General features: G+C 71.4%; 14 protein-coding genes. 5 read left to right on the top strand and 9 right to left on the bottom strand.

Features of this window, described 5'->3' with window-relative positions:
* Positions 1 to 65 precede the first annotated feature (65 nt).
* The gene (gene argC / locus ACSHXC_RS41320; RefSeq protein ID WP_438297318.1) at positions 66 to 1,094 is read left to right on the top strand and encodes an N-acetyl-gamma-glutamyl-phosphate reductase; all 1,029 of its coding nucleotides are present in this window, start codon (positions 66 to 68) and stop codon (positions 1,092 to 1,094) included.
* Positions 1,095 to 1,393: 299 nt separating this feature from the next.
* Here argC and ACSHXC_RS41315 read toward each other — a convergent pair whose 3' ends face one another.
* A complete protein-coding gene (locus ACSHXC_RS41315; RefSeq protein WP_438297316.1) occupies positions 1,394 to 2,113 on the bottom strand; it encodes a TetR/AcrR family transcriptional regulator in 720 nt (239 codons plus the stop codon).
* A gap of 241 nt (positions 2,114 to 2,354) precedes the next feature.
* On the opposite strand from ACSHXC_RS41315, the gene ACSHXC_RS41310 reads away from it, so the two are divergent.
* The 3 genes from ACSHXC_RS41310 to ACSHXC_RS41300 all read left to right on the top strand — a co-directional run bounded on the left by ACSHXC_RS41310 (position 2,355) and on the right by ACSHXC_RS41300 (position 6,994).
* Positions 2,355 to 3,905, top strand: coding sequence for an MFS transporter (locus ACSHXC_RS41310; RefSeq protein ID WP_438297314.1), 1,551 nt, complete (start codon positions 2,355 to 2,357; stop codon positions 3,903 to 3,905).
* Between the two features lie 212 nt (positions 3,906 to 4,117).
* Complete coding sequence (locus ACSHXC_RS41305; RefSeq protein WP_438297312.1) at positions 4,118 to 4,513, top strand: hypothetical protein; 396 nt, start codon at positions 4,118 to 4,120, stop codon at positions 4,511 to 4,513.
* A gap of 240 nt (positions 4,514 to 4,753) precedes the next feature.
* Entirely contained in the window at positions 4,754 to 6,994 is a 2,241-nt protein-coding gene (locus tag ACSHXC_RS41300; protein ID WP_438297311.1) for an MMPL family transporter, read from the top strand.
* Positions 6,995 to 7,354: 360 nt separating this feature from the next.
* On the opposite strand, the gene ACSHXC_RS41295 is transcribed toward ACSHXC_RS41300, so the two are convergent.
* The 4 genes from ACSHXC_RS41295 to ACSHXC_RS41280 form a co-directional block, all read right to left on the bottom strand.
* The gene (locus ACSHXC_RS41295) at positions 7,355 to 7,582 is read right to left on the bottom strand and encodes a ferredoxin (protein ID WP_438297309.1); all 228 of its coding nucleotides are present in this window, start codon (positions 7,580 to 7,582) and stop codon (positions 7,355 to 7,357) included.
* A gap of 3 nt (positions 7,583 to 7,585) precedes the next feature.
* Complete coding sequence (locus ACSHXC_RS41290; RefSeq protein WP_438297308.1) at positions 7,586 to 8,824, bottom strand: cytochrome P450; 1,239 nt, start codon at positions 8,822 to 8,824, stop codon at positions 7,586 to 7,588.
* A gap of 386 nt (positions 8,825 to 9,210) precedes the next feature.
* Positions 9,211 to 10,047, bottom strand: coding sequence for a DUF4097 family beta strand repeat-containing protein (locus ACSHXC_RS41285; RefSeq protein WP_438297307.1), 837 nt, complete (start codon positions 10,045 to 10,047; stop codon positions 9,211 to 9,213).
* Between the two features lie 78 nt (positions 10,048 to 10,125).
* Positions 10,126 to 10,662, bottom strand: coding sequence for a toxin-antitoxin system HicB family antitoxin (locus ACSHXC_RS41280; RefSeq protein ID WP_438297305.1), 537 nt, complete (start codon positions 10,660 to 10,662; stop codon positions 10,126 to 10,128).
* A 494-nt stretch (positions 10,663 to 11,156) separates the two neighbouring features.
* Between ACSHXC_RS41280 and ACSHXC_RS41275 the strand changes: the two genes are divergently transcribed.
* Positions 11,157 to 11,696, top strand: coding sequence for a hypothetical protein (locus ACSHXC_RS41275; RefSeq protein WP_438297303.1), 540 nt, complete (start codon positions 11,157 to 11,159; stop codon positions 11,694 to 11,696).
* 90 nt (positions 11,697 to 11,786) lie between these two features.
* Here ACSHXC_RS41275 and ACSHXC_RS41270 read toward each other — a convergent pair whose 3' ends face one another.
* Genes ACSHXC_RS41270 through ACSHXC_RS41255 form a run of 4 tightly spaced genes read right to left on the bottom strand, consistent with a single transcriptional unit; the run spans position 11,787 to position 15,221 of the window.
* The gene (locus ACSHXC_RS41270) at positions 11,787 to 12,671 is read right to left on the bottom strand and encodes a 3-hydroxyacyl-CoA dehydrogenase family protein (protein WP_438297302.1); all 885 of its coding nucleotides are present in this window, start codon (positions 12,669 to 12,671) and stop codon (positions 11,787 to 11,789) included.
* A 29-nt stretch (positions 12,672 to 12,700) separates the two neighbouring features.
* Positions 12,701 to 13,780 carry an HAD-IIIC family phosphatase gene (locus ACSHXC_RS41265; RefSeq protein ID WP_438297300.1) on the bottom strand — a complete coding sequence of 360 codons (1,080 nt, stop codon included), beginning with the start codon at positions 13,778 to 13,780 and terminating at the stop codon, positions 12,701 to 12,703.
* Positions 13,777 to 14,955 carry an acyl-CoA dehydrogenase family protein gene (locus ACSHXC_RS41260; protein WP_438297298.1) on the bottom strand — a complete coding sequence of 393 codons (1,179 nt, stop codon included), beginning with the start codon at positions 14,953 to 14,955 and terminating at the stop codon, positions 13,777 to 13,779. The genes ACSHXC_RS41265 and ACSHXC_RS41260 overlap by 4 nt, the downstream gene beginning before the upstream one ends.
* Positions 14,952 to 15,221: an acyl carrier protein gene (locus ACSHXC_RS41255; RefSeq protein WP_438297296.1), complete on the bottom strand. Its 270-nt coding sequence runs from the start codon at positions 15,219 to 15,221 to the stop codon at positions 14,952 to 14,954. Before ACSHXC_RS41255 ends, ACSHXC_RS41260 begins: the two co-directional genes overlap by 4 nt.
* Positions 15,222 to 15,309: the final 88 nt, after the last annotated feature.

The raw sequence follows: 15,309 nt of genomic DNA, 5'->3' as shown, positions 1-15,309 counted from the left end.
ACCGACATTGCCGACAGCGGCCGCCGGGGGCCGGTACGACGACAGGTCCGCGACGGGGAGGACTCATGAGGATACGAGCAGCGGTGGCGGGAGCGAGCGGATACGCGGGAGGAGAGGTGCTGCGGCTGCTCCTCAACCACCCCGATGTCGAGATCGGTGCCCTGACCGGCAACTCCAACGCGGGCCAGTACCTGGGAGCACTGCAGCCGCACCTGCTGCCCCTCGCCGACCGCGTCCTGGAACAGACCACCGCCGAGGCGCTGTCCGGCCACGACGTGGTCTTCCTCGCCCTGCCGCACGGCCAGTCCGCCGCCGTCGCCGAACAACTGGGCCGCGGGGTCCTCGTCGTCGACATGGGCGCCGACTTCCGGCTCCGGAACGCGGCGGACTGGGAGAAGTTCTACGGCTCCCCCCATGCCGGCACCTGGCCCTACGGGCTTCCCGAACTCCCGGGCGCCCGCGCCGCGTTGGAGGGATCCCGGCGCATCGCGGTGCCCGGCTGCTACCCCACCGCGGTCTCGCTGGGGCTGTTTCCCGCCTACGTCGGGCGGCTCGCCGAGGCCGAGGCGGTGATCGTCGCCGCGTCCGGAACCTCCGGCGCGGGCAAGGCGGCCAAGGCGCACCTGCTGGGTTCCGAGGTCATGGGCAGCATGTCGCCGTACGGAGTGGGCGGCGGGCACCGGCACACCCCGGAGATGGCACAGAACCTCGGCTCCGTCGCGGGTGAGCCGGTCACGGTGTCGTTCACGCCCACCCTGGCTCCGATGCCGCGCGGCATCCTGGCCACCTGCTCGGCGCGGGCGAAGCCGGGGGTGAGTCACGAGGCAGTGCGCGCGGCGTACGAAAAGGCGTACGCGGACGAGCCGTTCGTGCACCTGCTGCCCGAGGGACAGTGGCCGACGACCGCGGCCGTGTACGGGTCCAACGCGGTGCAGGTCCAGGTCGCCTACGACGAGAGCGCGCGCCGCGTCATCGCGGTGTGCGCCATCGACAACCTCACCAAGGGCACCGCCGGCGGCGCGGTGCAGTCGATGAACATCGCCCTCGGTCTGCCGGAGGAGACGGGCCTGCCCATGACCGGGGTGGCGCCGTGAACACCGCCGGGACCGGATGGGCCCCCGGGGCTGCGCCGGTGACGCCCCGCAGGCGGGGCGGCCGCTGAGGCCCATCCGACATGCCGTCGTGGGCGGCACCCCCAAGGACGCGCCGTCACGACGGCGCCGCACGAAGCGCCCTGCCCACGAGCCGGGGCGCTGGACGAGGGCGCCCCACCCACGGGTGCCTCGGTAGCGGGCGCGGCAGCCGGTCGTACCAGGGACACTGCTGCCCGCCGCGCCGCGGCAGACTGCGGCCGCCGAGAAGTTCTCGGCGGCCGCAGTCTGCCGCGCATGCTCTAGGCCTCCAGGCCGTTGAGGAGCCGGTCCAGGCCGTAGGTGAAGATGTCCGTCGAGTCGCCGCCCATCGGGTCACTGCTGCGGCGCGACACGCACCATGCGTGCAGCCGCGGGTAGGGCTGCGCGGCCTGTTCGACGGCCGGCCACAGGTCCTCGGCCCACTCCTCCTGGCTCTTGCCGCTCCGGCTCAGCGCCGTCATCCATGCCGCCTCGCTGGTGCCCATGCCGACGACGTAGGCGACGAGGGCCTTCATGGCGTGGTCGGCCTCGTTCAGGTCACAGCCGCCCGCCTCGAACACGGCCAGCAGCCGGTCGGTATTGCGCATCATGTTCGGGCCGAGCGAGGAGAACCCGGCCCGGCCGAGCACCGAAACCAGCCAGGGGTGCCGCATGATGGCGGCTCGCAGGCTCTGGGCGCTGTCGGCGGCCGCCGAACGCCAGCCCGCGGCTGCCGCGTCCGGGACCTCCATCTCGCCGTAGACCTCGTCCACGACCAGCTCGATCAGTTCGTCCTTGCTGGCCACGTGCGAGTACAGCGAGGTGGCCCCGGCGTTCAGACGAGCCCCCAGGCGCCGCATGCTCAGGGCTTCGAGTCCCTCGGAGTCGAGCAGTCGGACCGCTTCGGCCACGATCTGGTCCCGGCTCAGAGCCGGCTGCTCACGTCGGGCGCGGTGCGGGCGGGTCCACACCGATTGGATCAGCTGCTCCTTGGCAGGCATGGGGCCTCCTTCTCTCGTCGCCTCAGCATAGCGCGAATCCCGCACAACGTACGGGGTTGCGTACAGTGTTCGTTGAGCGTACGGTGTTCGCTAGATCGAACGGCGTACAGCTCTCAGGGGGTGGCTTGAAACGGACTAGCTTCTAGATAAAAAACCGGCACGCTGGTTTGATAGCCGCCTAAGCTCCCCCTACCCGGGCGTGGCTGTTCGCCTTGCCCACACCGTTCGAGAGGTATTCAAGATGGAACGTCATCCGCGACGCTGGCTCATCCTGATCGTGCTGTGTCTCAGCACGTTGGTGCTGGTCATCGACAACATGGTGCTCACCGTGGCGGTTCCGCACGTCGCGGAGGACCTGAAGGCGAGCGCCCAGGACATCCAGTGGATCATCGAGTCCTACATGCTGGTCTTCGCCGGCCTCCTGCTCACGGCGGGAAGCCTCTCCGACAAGTTCGGGCGACGACGAGTCATGATCATCGGCCTCGCGGCCTTCGGAGCCGCGTCGGTCCTGGCCACCTGGGCCGGAAGTCCTGAGCAACTGATCCTGGCCCGTGTCCTGATGGGCATCGGCGGCGCACTGATCATGCCGAGCACGCTGTCCATCCTCATCACCGTCTTCGACGACGAGGAGCGGCCCAAGGCGATCGCGGCCTGGAGCGCGGTGGCGATGGTCGGCCTGGTCGGCGGTCCGGTGCTCGGCGGCGCGCTGATCGCCCAGTTCTGGTGGGGTTCGGTCTTCCTGATCAACATCCCGATCGCGTTCCTCGCGATCATCGCGGCGCTGGTCCTGATGCCGGAGTCCAAGGGCCCCTGGCGCAAGGCCGACCCGGTCGGCATGGTGCTCTCCATCGTCGGCATGGGGGCGCTGGTCTGGACGATCAACGAGCTGCCCAAGGGCGGCCTCGGCCACGGCAGCACCGTCGCATCCCTCGCCGTGGCAGTGGTCGGTCTGGTGTCCTTCGTGATCTGGGAGACCCGCGTCGAATCGCCGATGGTGCCGCTCACCCTGTTCCGCAACAAGATCTTCACCGGTGCCAGCTTCTCGCTCGTACTGCTGACCTTCGCCAACGGCGGCCTGATGCTGGTGCTCACCCAGTACCTGCAGTACGTCATGGACTACACCCCGGTCCAGACCGGTCTGGCCTTCACCCCGCTGGCTGTCGCGACCCTGGCGTTCAACGGTGTCGGCGCGGGCCTCATCCCGAAGACCGGCAACCGCCCCATCGCCGTGGTGGGTCTGCTCCTCATCGCCTCCGGGTTCGCCGTGCTGTCGACGCTTTCGGCCGACGACGGCTGGGGACCGCTGATCACGGCCATGGTCCTCATGGGCGCGGGCAGCGGTCTGGCGATGCCCGCGGTCATGTCGGCCCTGATGGGTGCCGTGCCGGAGGAGCACGCCGGTGTCGGCTCCGCGCTCAACGACACCATCCAGCAGGCCGGTGCCGCCCTCGGCGTCGCCGTTCTGGGTGCCGTCCTGTCGGGCACCTACACCAGCTCGATGCCGGGCTCGGCGCCCGAGACGGCCAAGAAGTCCATCGTCGACGCCCTCGCCGTCGTCGCCCAGACGAAGGACTCCTCGCTGCTCGACACCGTCCACCGGGCGTTCACCGACGCCATGTCCGCCAGCTTCCTGGCGGGCGCCGGTGGCGTCGTGGGCGCCGCCGTACTGGCCCTCTTCCTCATCAAGGGAGGCAAGGCGGCCCCCGCGGCGGAGGGCGCGGAGGCCGGCGCGGAGCAGGCTGCCTCGGCGCCGGACGTCGCGGGCGCCGGGGCCGTGGAGGCCAGCCACTGATCCCGGCAGGCTGCCCGAGCGCACAGCGGTGACCGTGGCCGACGTGGCAAGTCCACGTCGGCCACGGTCACCGCTCGGCCGTTTTCGACCCGACTTCCCCCAGTGGAGGGGTGACCGTTCCGTGGCCATGACCGGCACTCCCACCCCACCTCCGCCGGTCGGCGCGGCACCCCGGAGCGGGCGGCGTCGCGCCTGCCTCCGCCCTCGCCCAGGTGCTCGACGCCCTCGGAGCCGGCGTGCACGGGCTCTGCTGCAGCGCCCAGGAACGCGACGGGCGGTACGTCGTGGCGGAGGCCACGGTGACACTCCCGAGCCGCCTCGACCTGGCGCTCGACGGGCTGTGGCAGGTGGAGGCGGCGCTCGATGCCGCCTTCGGCGGAGCCCCCGCCGAGTTCGCCGTCCTGATCGCGCAGACCTTCGCCGAGCCCGTGCCCCGCGCGTGCGGCCGGCGGGTGTCGGGCGGCCGGCTGCAGGCCATCGCGACCGCCCGGCTCCAGGAAGCCGTGACGCCGTGCCCGGGCCTCGGCGCCCCCGTACCCGTGGCGTACACCGCGCCCGTCCTCGCCGCGTCCCGGCCCGCGGACCGCCAGCCCGCGCCCTGCGGATGACCGCAGGCCGACGTGTACCGCCAAAAACATATTGGCGAACCTGTTTTTGGGGCGCAATTGACCCCAGACCGGGCTCGAAACATCGACCGGCTCAAGGCCGAATCGAGATCAACTCAAGCCTCGATCCAGGGCACTTGAGGCGCTTCCGGCTCCGCGGATACCGTCAAGGAAACCGTCTGAGCGGTTTTCGAGTGTGTTCCAAGTCCTGCTGTCCCCGACCCCAACGGGAGTCCTTTCGCCGTGGCTACGTTCCTCTACAAACTGGGCCGCTTCGCCTTCCGACGGCGGGGCTTGATGGCACTGCTGTGGGTACTGATCTTCGGCGGAGTGGGCTTCGCCGCCTCATCCGCGCCCACACCGCCGGCCGATACGTTCTCGATGCCGGGAACCGAGTCGCAGAAGGCCTTCGACCTGCTGCAGGCCAAGTTCCCCGCCGCCAGCGCCGACGGCGCCAGCGCCCGCGTCGTCGTCCGCGCACCCAAGGGCGAGAAGATCTCCGCGCCCAAGCACAAGGCCGAAGTGGCCGGACTCGTCGCAGACCTGTCCAAGGGCCCGCAGGTCGTCGCGGTCACCGACCCGTTCCAGACCAAGGCCGTCAGCAAGGACGGCACGACCGTCTACGCGGTGGTCACCTACAAGGACGCCGCGCCCAAGCTGACCGACGCGGCGCACGACGCACTGACCAAGGCCACCGACAAGGCCCGCGGCACGGGCCTGACCGTCGAGGCGGGCGGTGACGCGGTCAAGGTCGAGGCCTCGATGGGAGGCACCGGCGAGAAGATCGGCATCCTGGTCTCCGCCGTCGTCCTGCTCATCACCTTCGGCTCCGTGATCGCCGCCGGCATGCCGCTGCTCACGGCCCTGATCGGGGTCGGGATCGGCATCTCCGGCATCACCGCGCTCGGCAGCACCCTCGGTCTGTCCAGCACGACCTCGACGCTGGCGATGATGCTTGGCCTCGCCGTCGGCATCGACTACGCCCTGTTCATCGTCTCCCGCTACCGCGCCGAGATCGCCGAGGGCCGCGACCGTCAGGAGGCCGCCGGGCGTGCCACCGGCACCGCGGGTTCGGCCGTCGTGTTCGCCGGTCTGACCGTCATCGTGGCGCTCGCGGGGCTGGCCGTCGTCAACATCCCGATGCTCACCAAGATGGGGCTCGCGGCAGCGGGCACCGTTGCCGTCGCCGTCCTCATCGCGATCACCCTCGTCCCCGCGCTGCTCGGCTTCGCACCCGTCAAGGTGCTGCGCCGCAGGGACCGCAAGCAGCACTACGGCAAGCCGCTCTCGGAGCGCCAGCAGCGCAAGGCGGCCAAGCGGGCCGCCAAGGCGGGGCCCAACCTGGGTGCCCGCTGGGCGGGTTACGTCCTGCGCCACCCGGTGGGCGTCCTGCTGATCGCCGTCGTGGGCCTCGGTGCCTGCGCCGTGCCGGCCGCCAGCCTCGAACTCGGGCTGCCCGGCGAGGGCACGATGGCGCCGGAGACCACCCAGCGCAAGGCGTACGACATCCTCTCGGACTCGTTCGGCCCGGGCTTCAACGGCCCGCTGATGGTCACGGTGGAGGCCAAGAACGCCGCCTCCGCGGCCGACGGCGTGGGCAAGGCTCTCGCCAAGGAGAACGGCGTCGCCTCGGTGTCCCCGGCCACGGTCAACAAGGCGGGCGACACCGCGATCCTGAACGTCGTCCCGACCAGCGGGCCGACCGACAGCAAGACCCAGGACCTGGTCCACTCCATCCGCCACACCGTGACCGGCCTCCAGGCCGCGAACGGCGCGGAGATCCTGGTGACCGGCCAGACCGCGATGTTCATCGACTTCTCCAAGACGCTGGACGACGCGCTGCTGCCGTACCTCGGCCTCGTGGTGGGCCTCGCGTTCCTGCTCCTGATGGTGGTCTTCCGCTCGATCCTCGTACCGCTGAAGGCGGCGCTCGGCTTCCTGCTGTCGGTGAGCGCGGCGCTCGGCGCGGTCGTGGCGGTCTTCCAGTGGGGCTGGCTCGCCAAGGTCTTCCACGTCGCCCAACCGGGCCCGGTCATGAGCACGATGCCGATCTTCATGATCGGCGTGGTGTTCGGCCTCGCGATGGACTACGAGGTCTTCCTCGTGACCCGCATGCGGGAGGCCTATGTGCACGGGGCACAGCCCGGCGAGGCGGTCGTCACCGGCTTCCGCTACGGCGGCCGGGTCGTCAGCGCCGCCGCGATCATCATGGCCAGCGTCTTCTCGGGCTTCATCATGGAGGACAACGACCTCATCAAGATGATCGGCTTCGGCCTCGCCGTCGCCGTCCTCTTCGATGCCTTCATCGTCCGGATGACGATCGTGCCCGCACTGCTCGCACTGCTCGGCAGGTCCGCCTGGTGGCTGCCCCGATGGCTCGACTGGCTGCTGCCGAACGTGGACGTCGAGGGCGAGAAGCTGAGCCGCGTGGCGCCCGCCCCGATCCCGATGCACCCGCGCCGGGAGCGCCAGCTCGTGGACTGATCACCCGTCACGGCCCCACGGTCCAGTGGCTGCTGGACCGCGGGGCTGCACGGCGCCATCGTCTGACCCGCAGCATTTCGCACGCCGTACGCTATTGCGTACGGCGTGCGTACTGTCGTACGGTGTTCGACATCGGCGCGCCGCCCATCCCCCGTCGGCGCGCCGACCAGGCTTTGACCTCCGCCGGCCACGTACCGCATGCGCGATTCATGTCGGCCCGCGGGGTTGCGCGTGTTCGTCCTCGTCGGCGCCCCATGGGCAGGCCGTGCCGAGCGCCCGGGACCGTCCGCGCCACGTGCGGGGATCCGGGCAGGACGGCCGGCCCGGCAGGAGCACCTTTGCTCCTGCCGGATCCACGAGCTACTCGGCCGCCGGTGAACTTCCGCCCGCCCGCTGGGAGATGACGGTGATGGCCCCGGCGGGGCAGAAGCCGGCTGCCTGGCGGGCGGCCGCGTCCCGCCCTGGTGACGGAGGGACCGGCAGCAGAAGGACCCGACCCTCCTCCTCGTCCTGGTCGAACAGTTCGGGGGCAGCCAGCGCACACATGCCCGCGCCCTGGCAGCGCTCGCGGTCGATGACGACTCGCATCGGCTACTCCCCGTCCCAGGTGACGGGGAGCCGGTGCACCCCGTAGACGTCCATGCCGACGCGCAGCGGCACCTCCTCGGGCGGGACGGCGAGCCGCAGGGTCGGGAAGCGGGTGAACAGCGCCGGAAGGGCGACCCGCATCTCCACACGGGCCAGTTGCTGGCCCAGGCACTGGTGCACGCCGTGGCCGAAGGCCAGGTGCCCGGTGGCCTTGCGGCGCAGGTCGAGGGTGTCGGGATCGGCGAACCTGGCGGGGTCGCGGTTGGCTGCCTGCACCGAGATGGTGACCGACTCTCCGGCCTTGATCAGGTGGCCGTCGATCTCGACGTCCTCCAGCGCCGCCCTCACTCCGGTGTGGGCGATGCTCAGGTAGCGCAGCAACTCCTCGACCGCCTGGTCGGCGAGGTCCGGCTCGCCGCGCAGGGCGGCTGCCTGCGCGGGGTTGCTCAACAGCGCGAAGGTGCCGAGCCCGATCATGTTCGCCGTGGTGTCGAGCCCCGCGGCCAGCAGGAAGCTCCCGATGCCGGCCAGTTCGTCGTCCGTGAGGTCGCTCGTGGTGAGGTCGCTGAGCAGATCGTCGGTGGGGCGGGCCCGCTTGGCCAGCACCAGCGTATGCACCACCTCCTGAAGCGCGGTGTAGGCGGCGAACTGCTCCTCTCGCGTGGCATCCACGCCGCTCAACGTGGCCGCGTGACGCTGGAAGACCTCGCGGTCGGCCTCGGGCACGCCCAGCAGCTCGCAGATCATCAGCGCCGGGATGGGGTGCGCGTACGCCTCCACCAGATCGATCGAGGGGCCGCGGCGCTCCATGGCGTCCAGGTGCTCGGCGGTGATCTGCTCGACGCGCGCGGTGAGTGCCCGCATCCGGCGGACCGTGAACTTGCCCGCGAGCAGGCGTCGGTAGCGGGTGTGCTCGGGCTGGTCGATCCCCGTGAGGTCGCCGACCTGCGCGGGGGGCATCTCGGTGACGTCCCCGCCGGGGAACGGGTAGTGCATGAGTTCATACCGCGAGCTGAAGCGGGAGTCGGCGGTTAAGGAGCGGACCACGGCGTGGCTGGTGGCCAGCCAGCCGATGTGGCCGTCGGGGTAACGCATCCGGACGAGCCCGCCCTGTTCGCGCAGCTCGGCCAGTTCACTGGGCGGGCTGAAGGGGCAGCCCGTGGGCCGTCGGGTGGGCAGCCCGGCGAGTGGCGCTGCCTCGTGGGCGGTTCCGGGCGTGTGGCTGGACGGTTCGTGTCGCATGGTGTCCTCCGGTGCGGAATGCCTGTGTGGTCAACGACGTGACGTGCAGGGTGAAACGATGGTGCTGCGGCTGCCCGCCGGGTGGTCCGGCGAGCCGATGCCGTCCGGGCAGCACGAAGCCGGCCGGGGCGGACGATCACGAGGTGGCGTCGAAGGTCGCCTCGGGCCGGGAACGGTGCGGGGACGCGGAGCGCGGCGCGAGCGGCACGTCCGGTGTGAGTCGGCTTGAGTGGGAGCGGGGAGAGCCGGCTCGGTGGCGCTCTCGCCCGTGATGCAGGGCCCGGGCCATGCGCAGACGGCGCCTCGGCACCGCCTTGTCGCCGGGGGACGCATACCGTCCGGCAGCCCGGGGTGCGGCAGTCGTATCGCTGGGGTCGTGCGGGGGATCAAGGGCGGCGGATCACGATGTCGCCCACACCGGTGCGGGCGCGGACCTCGACGGTCTCGTCGGACGTCGCGGGGGCCTCGGAGGCGCCGAGGGAGTTGCGCACGCTGCCGATGCGGGTGTTCACGTCGAGCCAGGCAGCGGTGGAATCACGGATGCCGACCTCGACATCACCGGCCGCGGTCTGCAACACCACCTGGCCGCGCGCCACTTCGCCGATCCGGATGCCGCCGCTGGCGGACTTGGCGTCGACCCCCGCATGCGCGATGCCCACGGAGATGCGGCCGTTGGACGCCTTCGCCTGCAGCTCGCCGGTGACCTCGCCGACGGTGGTCTCGCCATTGACGTTCTTGACCGTCGCCGAACCCGCGATCTCGCCGATGTCGATCCGGCCGGCTCCGGAGACCTCGGCGTCCCCCGTCACCCGGTCCACGCGGATGTCGCCGTGGTCCGTGCCCAGCCGCACGGTAGCGGCCTCGTCGATCTGGATGTCGCCGAGCGAGGTCCTGAGCCGGCAGTCCCCGAGCGGGCCCGCGCAGGTGAAGTCCGCCATGGACGAGGTGCCTTGGACGTCCGATCCGGCCGGTAGCTCGATGTTCACCTCGACCGATCCGGACTTGCCGAACAGGGAGTGCTTCTTGGGTCCCCTGACGAGCAGCCTGCCGCCCGAGCAGGTGACTCTGGTCTGCTGCGCGGCCTGTACGTCGATGTCGTCGGCGCCGTTGCTCGGGAGCACGTCGACGACCGTGTCGGTGCGCTTGCCCGCGGTGATCCGTGCCGAGCCGACGTCGAATTCGAGGGTGACGGAGATGGGGCCTGGGGTGTCGAAAGTGGGCATGGTGTCCCGTCCTCATGGCGGTGGTGTGCGTGCCCGCCGGTGCGGCGGGGGAGGGAGGTGGTGGGGTTCGCGTCCGCGCTAGCGGACCCAGCCCGTGTACCCCTGTCGGCCCAGATGTCTACTGCGTCCCTGCGTGCGGCTGGGCTCGGCGGGTTCCAGGGCAGTGGCGGCGGCCCGGATCAGCCAGGCGTTGACCGAGAGGCCTTCCTGGGCCGCGGCTTCTTCCAGCCGGTTCTTGAGATGGGCGGGGAGGCGGAAGTTGATCCGCGCGGTGCTGCCGTCGTCGCCGTCCGTCGGGGCGGGTGCCAACGGCGCCCGTGCACCGCTCGGTGTGCTCGCGCGCTCCCCTGCATCCTCGTACGGCTCCTGCCCCGGCGGTGGTGTCACCACGAACTCGGGGTCGAGCCCACGAAGCCGTACATCGACCGAGCCCGGTGCCAGGTCACGGGTGACCTCGCCCATGGCGGCCGACAGCGCGTTCAGCAGGGTGAGCCGGGCAGCCGACTCCAGGGGCGCCGTGAGCCGCTCGGCCAGGGCCCGTGCTTCGGCTCCGCCCGCATCCGCGGCGACCGCGAGCTCGTGCCGGAGATGGTCGACGTACGGAGTAAGGTCCATGACGCCATCATGGCACCGTCATGGCGCCATCGCAAGTCGTGATGGCGCAATCGTGGCGTCATGGCTGGTGGGGCTGCGGACTCCTGGCCTTGCCCTGTGGTGCGCAGTGGCCGTCGCGCCTCCGGCCGCTTCGTCGCGGGCAGCGGCTGCGGCTCTCGGGCCGTCTGCCTGCGGCGGCACCGTCCTCCAGCGCAACGGCGGCTTCTGGGGCCGGGGGTGGCTCCTTTGCGGCGTGGGCCACGGGCAGGAGCCCGTGGCCCGTCGGCCTGTCCTGTTGCCAGTACGGATGGTTGTGACGCCGCACGGAGCCGCTTCGGCCTCGATTCCCTTGCCGTAGCCGATTGTCGTTCTGCAAGCTGGAGCCGCGTCAGGCCTTCCGGCCGTGAATTCCGGGACTCGGAACGTTGCCGTCATGACGCCCCGTCGGCAGGTGGTCCGGGGGTCTCCGGCGGCCGCTGACGGCGCGAGGCGGCGTATCAGAGGGGACCTCAACTGTGAGCAGCGGCATCGTCTTAGGGTTCGTGATCGTCGCGCTGGTCGTACACCGACAGGAGCGCGCGCGGACCGTACGGGAGAACAACCACCCGGCGCTGCTGGGATTCCTGACCGCGCTGGGGTTTCTCGCCCTCGCCCTCGGCGTGGCATCCGTCGTGAGACACCGCCCGCTGGACGCCGGGGCCGTCACCCTCGTGATGGCGAGCCTCGTCGTGGGCGCGGGGTTCGGAGCGGCACGGTCCCGTACGGTGCAGGTGTGGCGCACACCCGGGGGCCGGACCCTCTGCAGGGACACGCCCCTCACGACGATCCTGTGGTTCGCTTCCGTCGCGGGCCACTTCTGCATCGGTACGTGGATCGACCGGGCCGCGGGAGCCGGATCGCTCGGGCTCTCCACTCTCTACCTCCACCTGGCGGTCTCCCTCGGCGTGCAGGGCCTCCTGGTCCGCCGCCGGGCCGCGTCCGGCCCCGTCCGTACGCGGCAGTTGGGCGGCCCGGCGAGCCGCAGCCCGCGGGCACGGGCACACGCGCCGGGCTGACCGGCGGGCCGGAGGGAAGCGGTGGGCCGTCAACTCCCATGGCGTTCACAGGAGTTGACGGCCCGTCGGGCTTTCGGCGGAGGCCGTCCGTCAGGACTTCGCGGTGGCATAGGTGTGGAAGCCCTGGCCGCTCTTGCGTCCGAGCCTGCCCGCCGCCACCAGGTCGGTGAGCAGCGCGCACGGGGTGAAACGGTCGTCGGCGGTGAGCTCGCGCAGCACGTGCAGGGTGTCCACGACGGTGTCCAGGCCGATCAGGTCGGCGGTGCGCAGCGGCCCCATGGTGTGTCCGAAGCACTCCTGGAAGAGCCGGTCCACCGTGGCCGCGTCCGCGGTGCCGGCCTCGACCACGGCGGCCGCGTCGTTGTACGTGGCGTGCGAAAGCCGGTTGGACACGAACCCCGGCGCGTCGCGCACCACGATGCCCTGCTTGCCCATGCTCTTCAGCAGGTTGTGGGCGTGCTCAAGGGTCTGCTCGGTGGTGTCCTCGCCGCGGATGACTTCGATGGAGTCCTTGGCGTAGGCCGGGTTCATGAAGTGCATGCCGAGCACCCGGCCGGGGGCGTCGACGCGCTCGGCGAGCAGACCGACCGGTATGGCGGACGTACAGGTGGCGATCACCGCGTTGGGTGCGAGCACGGCATTGAGCAGGCGGAAGACCTCCTGCTTGACGGGGATGCTCTCGCGGGCGCATTCGACGACGAAGGACGCCGTACGCAGCTCTTCGAGGTCGGCTCCGAAGCGCACCCGTTCCACCGTGCGCTCGACCCCGTCGGCCGGGGGCCGGCGCAGCAGGGTGGCCATGCGGATGCCGGCGCGCAGTCGGCCGGGGGCGTTGGCCAGGGCCTGCGGCACGGGATCCACGACGGTCACGTCATGGCCCGCGGCCGCCAGGCAGTGGGCGACACCGACGCCCATCGTGCCTGCGCCGACGACGCCGACCGTACGGCGGGGGGTGGGGCGGGTGGTCGTGTGCATCGCGGGCTCTCCTTGATCGACGGAGGGGGTCAGACGGTGGCGACGACGCGTACCGCACCGTCCTGGGCGGGTGGTGTCGCCGCGGGGTCGAAACCGAGCAGGACCCGGTCGCCGCTGCGCTCGATCACGTCGAAGCCGCTGAAGCGCAGGTTGACCAGCATCACCCGGTTCACCTCGGTCGGCACGAACTCCGCCACCGGCCGGCGGCCGCCCGCCAGCGCGTCACGGACGACGTGACCGATCAAAGCGGGGCCGACGCCGCGCGACATCACCCGGCACGACAACAGCAGCAGCTTCAACACGCTGTCGTTTTCGGTGAGTTCGGTGAGCGCGAGGCCGATGGTGCCGTACGAGCCGTAGCGGTCCTCAAGGCCTGCCACCAGGACCTGGTGCGTCGGTGAGGCGAGCAGCTCGCGCAGCTCTGCCATGTCGTACGTGCGGCCCGTGGTGTTGAGCTGATGGGTGCGGACGGTGAGTTCATGGGCGCGCTCCAGGTCCGTCTCACTCGCCCGCCGGACGGAGAGGACCAGGCCGAGGGTGGCCAGGAAGTCCTTCGCCGGCCCGGTGTAGTTGTCCTGGGCGCGCTTGCGGCACAGTTCACCGCGGTAGAGGTGGCGGCGGCCGCGGCTCTCGTCGGTGACGAACGGAGGCTGGAAGGCGGCCAGGGCTGGAAGCCCGCCCGCCTGCTCCGCCGCGTGGACGCGCACGGCCGGGTGGGCCGCCGCGACCTCCGCGCGTTCGACCGCGTCGTTGTCGATGAACGCCACGGTGTCGATGCCGATGTTGAGGGCCTCGGCGACGCGACGCACCGCGTCGGACTTGGCGCCCCAGCCGATCTCCAGGACCGTGAACAGCTCCTCGATGCCGAGCGCTTCCAGATGTGCGGTGGCGGTGGCGTGGTCGCCTCGGCTGGCGACGGCGTGCAGGATGCCGCGCTCGTCGAGGGCGCGCAGCGTGGCGAGGACCTCGGGGAAGGGCTGCGGGGCGTCGCCCTCCAGAACGGTGCCGTCCCACACAGTGTCGTCGAGGTCCCACACCAGGCACTTCACGGTAGGTGCGGGTGCGGGTGCGGGTGTGGGCGCTTCGGTGCGGGTTGCCTCGGTCGTCATTGCGGTCCTTCCTGGATCACTGCGCGAGCTCGCTCGCCGGAGGGGGGACAGAAGCCGTGGCGGCGCAACAGCCGGTCCCCGATGTGGAGTTCCGACACGAAGGGGGAGCCCTCGATGAGCTCCATGACCTTGGCGTCCCGGAAGAACCGCCCCGCCAGGCTGTCCGGTGCGATGCCCGCGGCGCCAAGGGTCTGCACCGCCGTCGAGCCGACGGCGGTGGCGGCACCGGCCGCCGCGTACTTGGCGACGACGGTCTCCGCCACGGCTGACGGATCGCCCTGCCGGCGCAGCCTGCCCGCGCGGGCACACAGTTCGCGTGCGGCTCTGGTCTGAACGGCGGCGCGGGCGAGCTGGGCCCGTACGAGCTGGTGCTCGGCCAGGGGGACACCCCGCTGGAGACGGTTCACCGCATGGTCGGCAGCGGCGTCCAGGCCGGCTTCGGCCATCCCGACGCAGCCCCATGCCACGGTGTACCGCCCGTGGTCCAGGGCGGTGCCCACCACGTGGGTGAGGCCCGTGCCCGGCGGGCCGACCAGGTGGTCCCGCGGCACCCGCACCCCGTCGAAGTCGACATGGGCGATCTCGGCCGCCCGCATGCCCAGTTGGCCCTCGACGGGCTCCCGGCGCACGCCCGTCAGGTCGCCCTCGACGAGCACCGCTGCGGGCCGCCCGGCGGCCCGGCCGAGGACCAGGAAGACATCGGCGGTCCCGCCGAAGGTGATCCACCGTTTGCGCCCGGTGACGACCAGGTCGTCACCGTCCTCGTCGATGCGGGTTTCCACTCCGGCCAGATCCGTGCCCGCCCCCGCCTCGGTCGCCGCGAACGCGGCGAACCGGTGGCCGCGGGCCAGCTGCGGCAGCCATTGTTCGCGCTGGGCCGCCGTGCCCCAGCGCAGCAGCGCGGCGGCGACCATCTCCTGGACGGTGAGCAGGCCGCGCAGCGCGCTGCACACCCCGCCGATCTCGGCACAGACCTCGCCCAGTTCGGCCGGGCCGCCGCCCGATCCGCCGTAGCGCTCGGGCAGGCCCACCCCGAAGAGCCCGGCTCGCGCGACGGCCTCGCGCACAGGCTCGGGCAGCGTGCCCGCGCGGTCCCAGTTGCCGGCCTCGCCCCGGACGGTGGCGGCGAACTTCACCGCGTCCGGCGGGCCGACCGGTTCGACGGCGTACGTCATGACGCCGCCGCACCGGTGCAGGCGCCCCGGGCCCGGGCGAAGGCCAGGACGCGCGCAGCCGTACGGAAGTTGTCGATGGCGAGGTCCTCGACCTCCACCGTCAGCCGGAAGCGCTGCTCCACGAACGTGACCAGTTCCAGGGCGAAGAGGGAGTCGGCGAGTCCGGCGGCGAAGTAGTCGTCGTCAGGGCCGACTTCGGTGCCGAGCGCGGCGGCCAGGAAGGCCAGGACGTCCTCGACGGTTGTCGTCACGGGGGCTGTCGTCATGGGGGTGATCTCTCCTCGGGTCTGCAGGTGGTGCGTGCCGTCTTCGCCGTCCCGGTCTCCACGAGGAGGAGCAGACTCCAGGCGGCCA

This window comes from Streptomyces sp. HUAS TT7 (genome assembly GCF_051550175.1).
Lineage (GTDB): Bacteria > Actinomycetota > Actinomycetes > Streptomycetales > Streptomycetaceae > Streptomyces.
Note: the sequence above shows the minus strand (reverse complement) of the source record. Positions and strands in the feature narration are given on the sequence as shown.

Bases quoted from the DNA above. Each gene is read 5' to 3' on its own strand.
- argC (WP_438297318.1), top strand. From the start codon at position 66: ATGAGGATACGAGCAGCGGTGGCGGGAGCGAGCGGATACGCGGGAGGA.
- ACSHXC_RS41315 (WP_438297316.1), bottom strand. From the start codon at position 2,113: ATGCCTGCCAAGGAGCAGCTGATCCAATCGGTGTGGACCCGCCCGCAC.
- ACSHXC_RS41310 (WP_438297314.1), top strand. From the start codon at position 2,355: ATGGAACGTCATCCGCGACGCTGGCTCATCCTGATCGTGCTGTGTCTC.
- ACSHXC_RS41295 (WP_438297309.1), bottom strand. From the start codon at position 7,582: ATGCGAGTCGTCATCGACCGCGAGCGCTGCCAGGGCGCGGGCATGTGT.
- ACSHXC_RS41290 (WP_438297308.1), bottom strand. From the start codon at position 8,824: ATGCGACACGAACCGTCCAGCCACACGCCCGGAACCGCCCACGAGGCA.
- ACSHXC_RS41285 (WP_438297307.1), bottom strand. From the start codon at position 10,047: ATGCCCACTTTCGACACCCCAGGCCCCATCTCCGTCACCCTCGAATTC.
- ACSHXC_RS41280 (WP_438297305.1), bottom strand. From the start codon at position 10,662: ATGGACCTTACTCCGTACGTCGACCATCTCCGGCACGAGCTCGCGGTC.
- ACSHXC_RS41270 (WP_438297302.1), bottom strand. From the start codon at position 12,671: ATGCACACGACCACCCGCCCCACCCCCCGCCGTACGGTCGGCGTCGTC.
- ACSHXC_RS41265 (WP_438297300.1), bottom strand. From the start codon at position 13,780: ATGACGACCGAGGCAACCCGCACCGAAGCGCCCACACCCGCACCCGCA.
- ACSHXC_RS41260 (WP_438297298.1), bottom strand. From the start codon at position 14,955: ATGACGTACGCCGTCGAACCGGTCGGCCCGCCGGACGCGGTGAAGTTC.
- ACSHXC_RS41255 (WP_438297296.1), bottom strand. From the start codon at position 15,221: ATGACGACAGCCCCCGTGACGACAACCGTCGAGGACGTCCTGGCCTTC.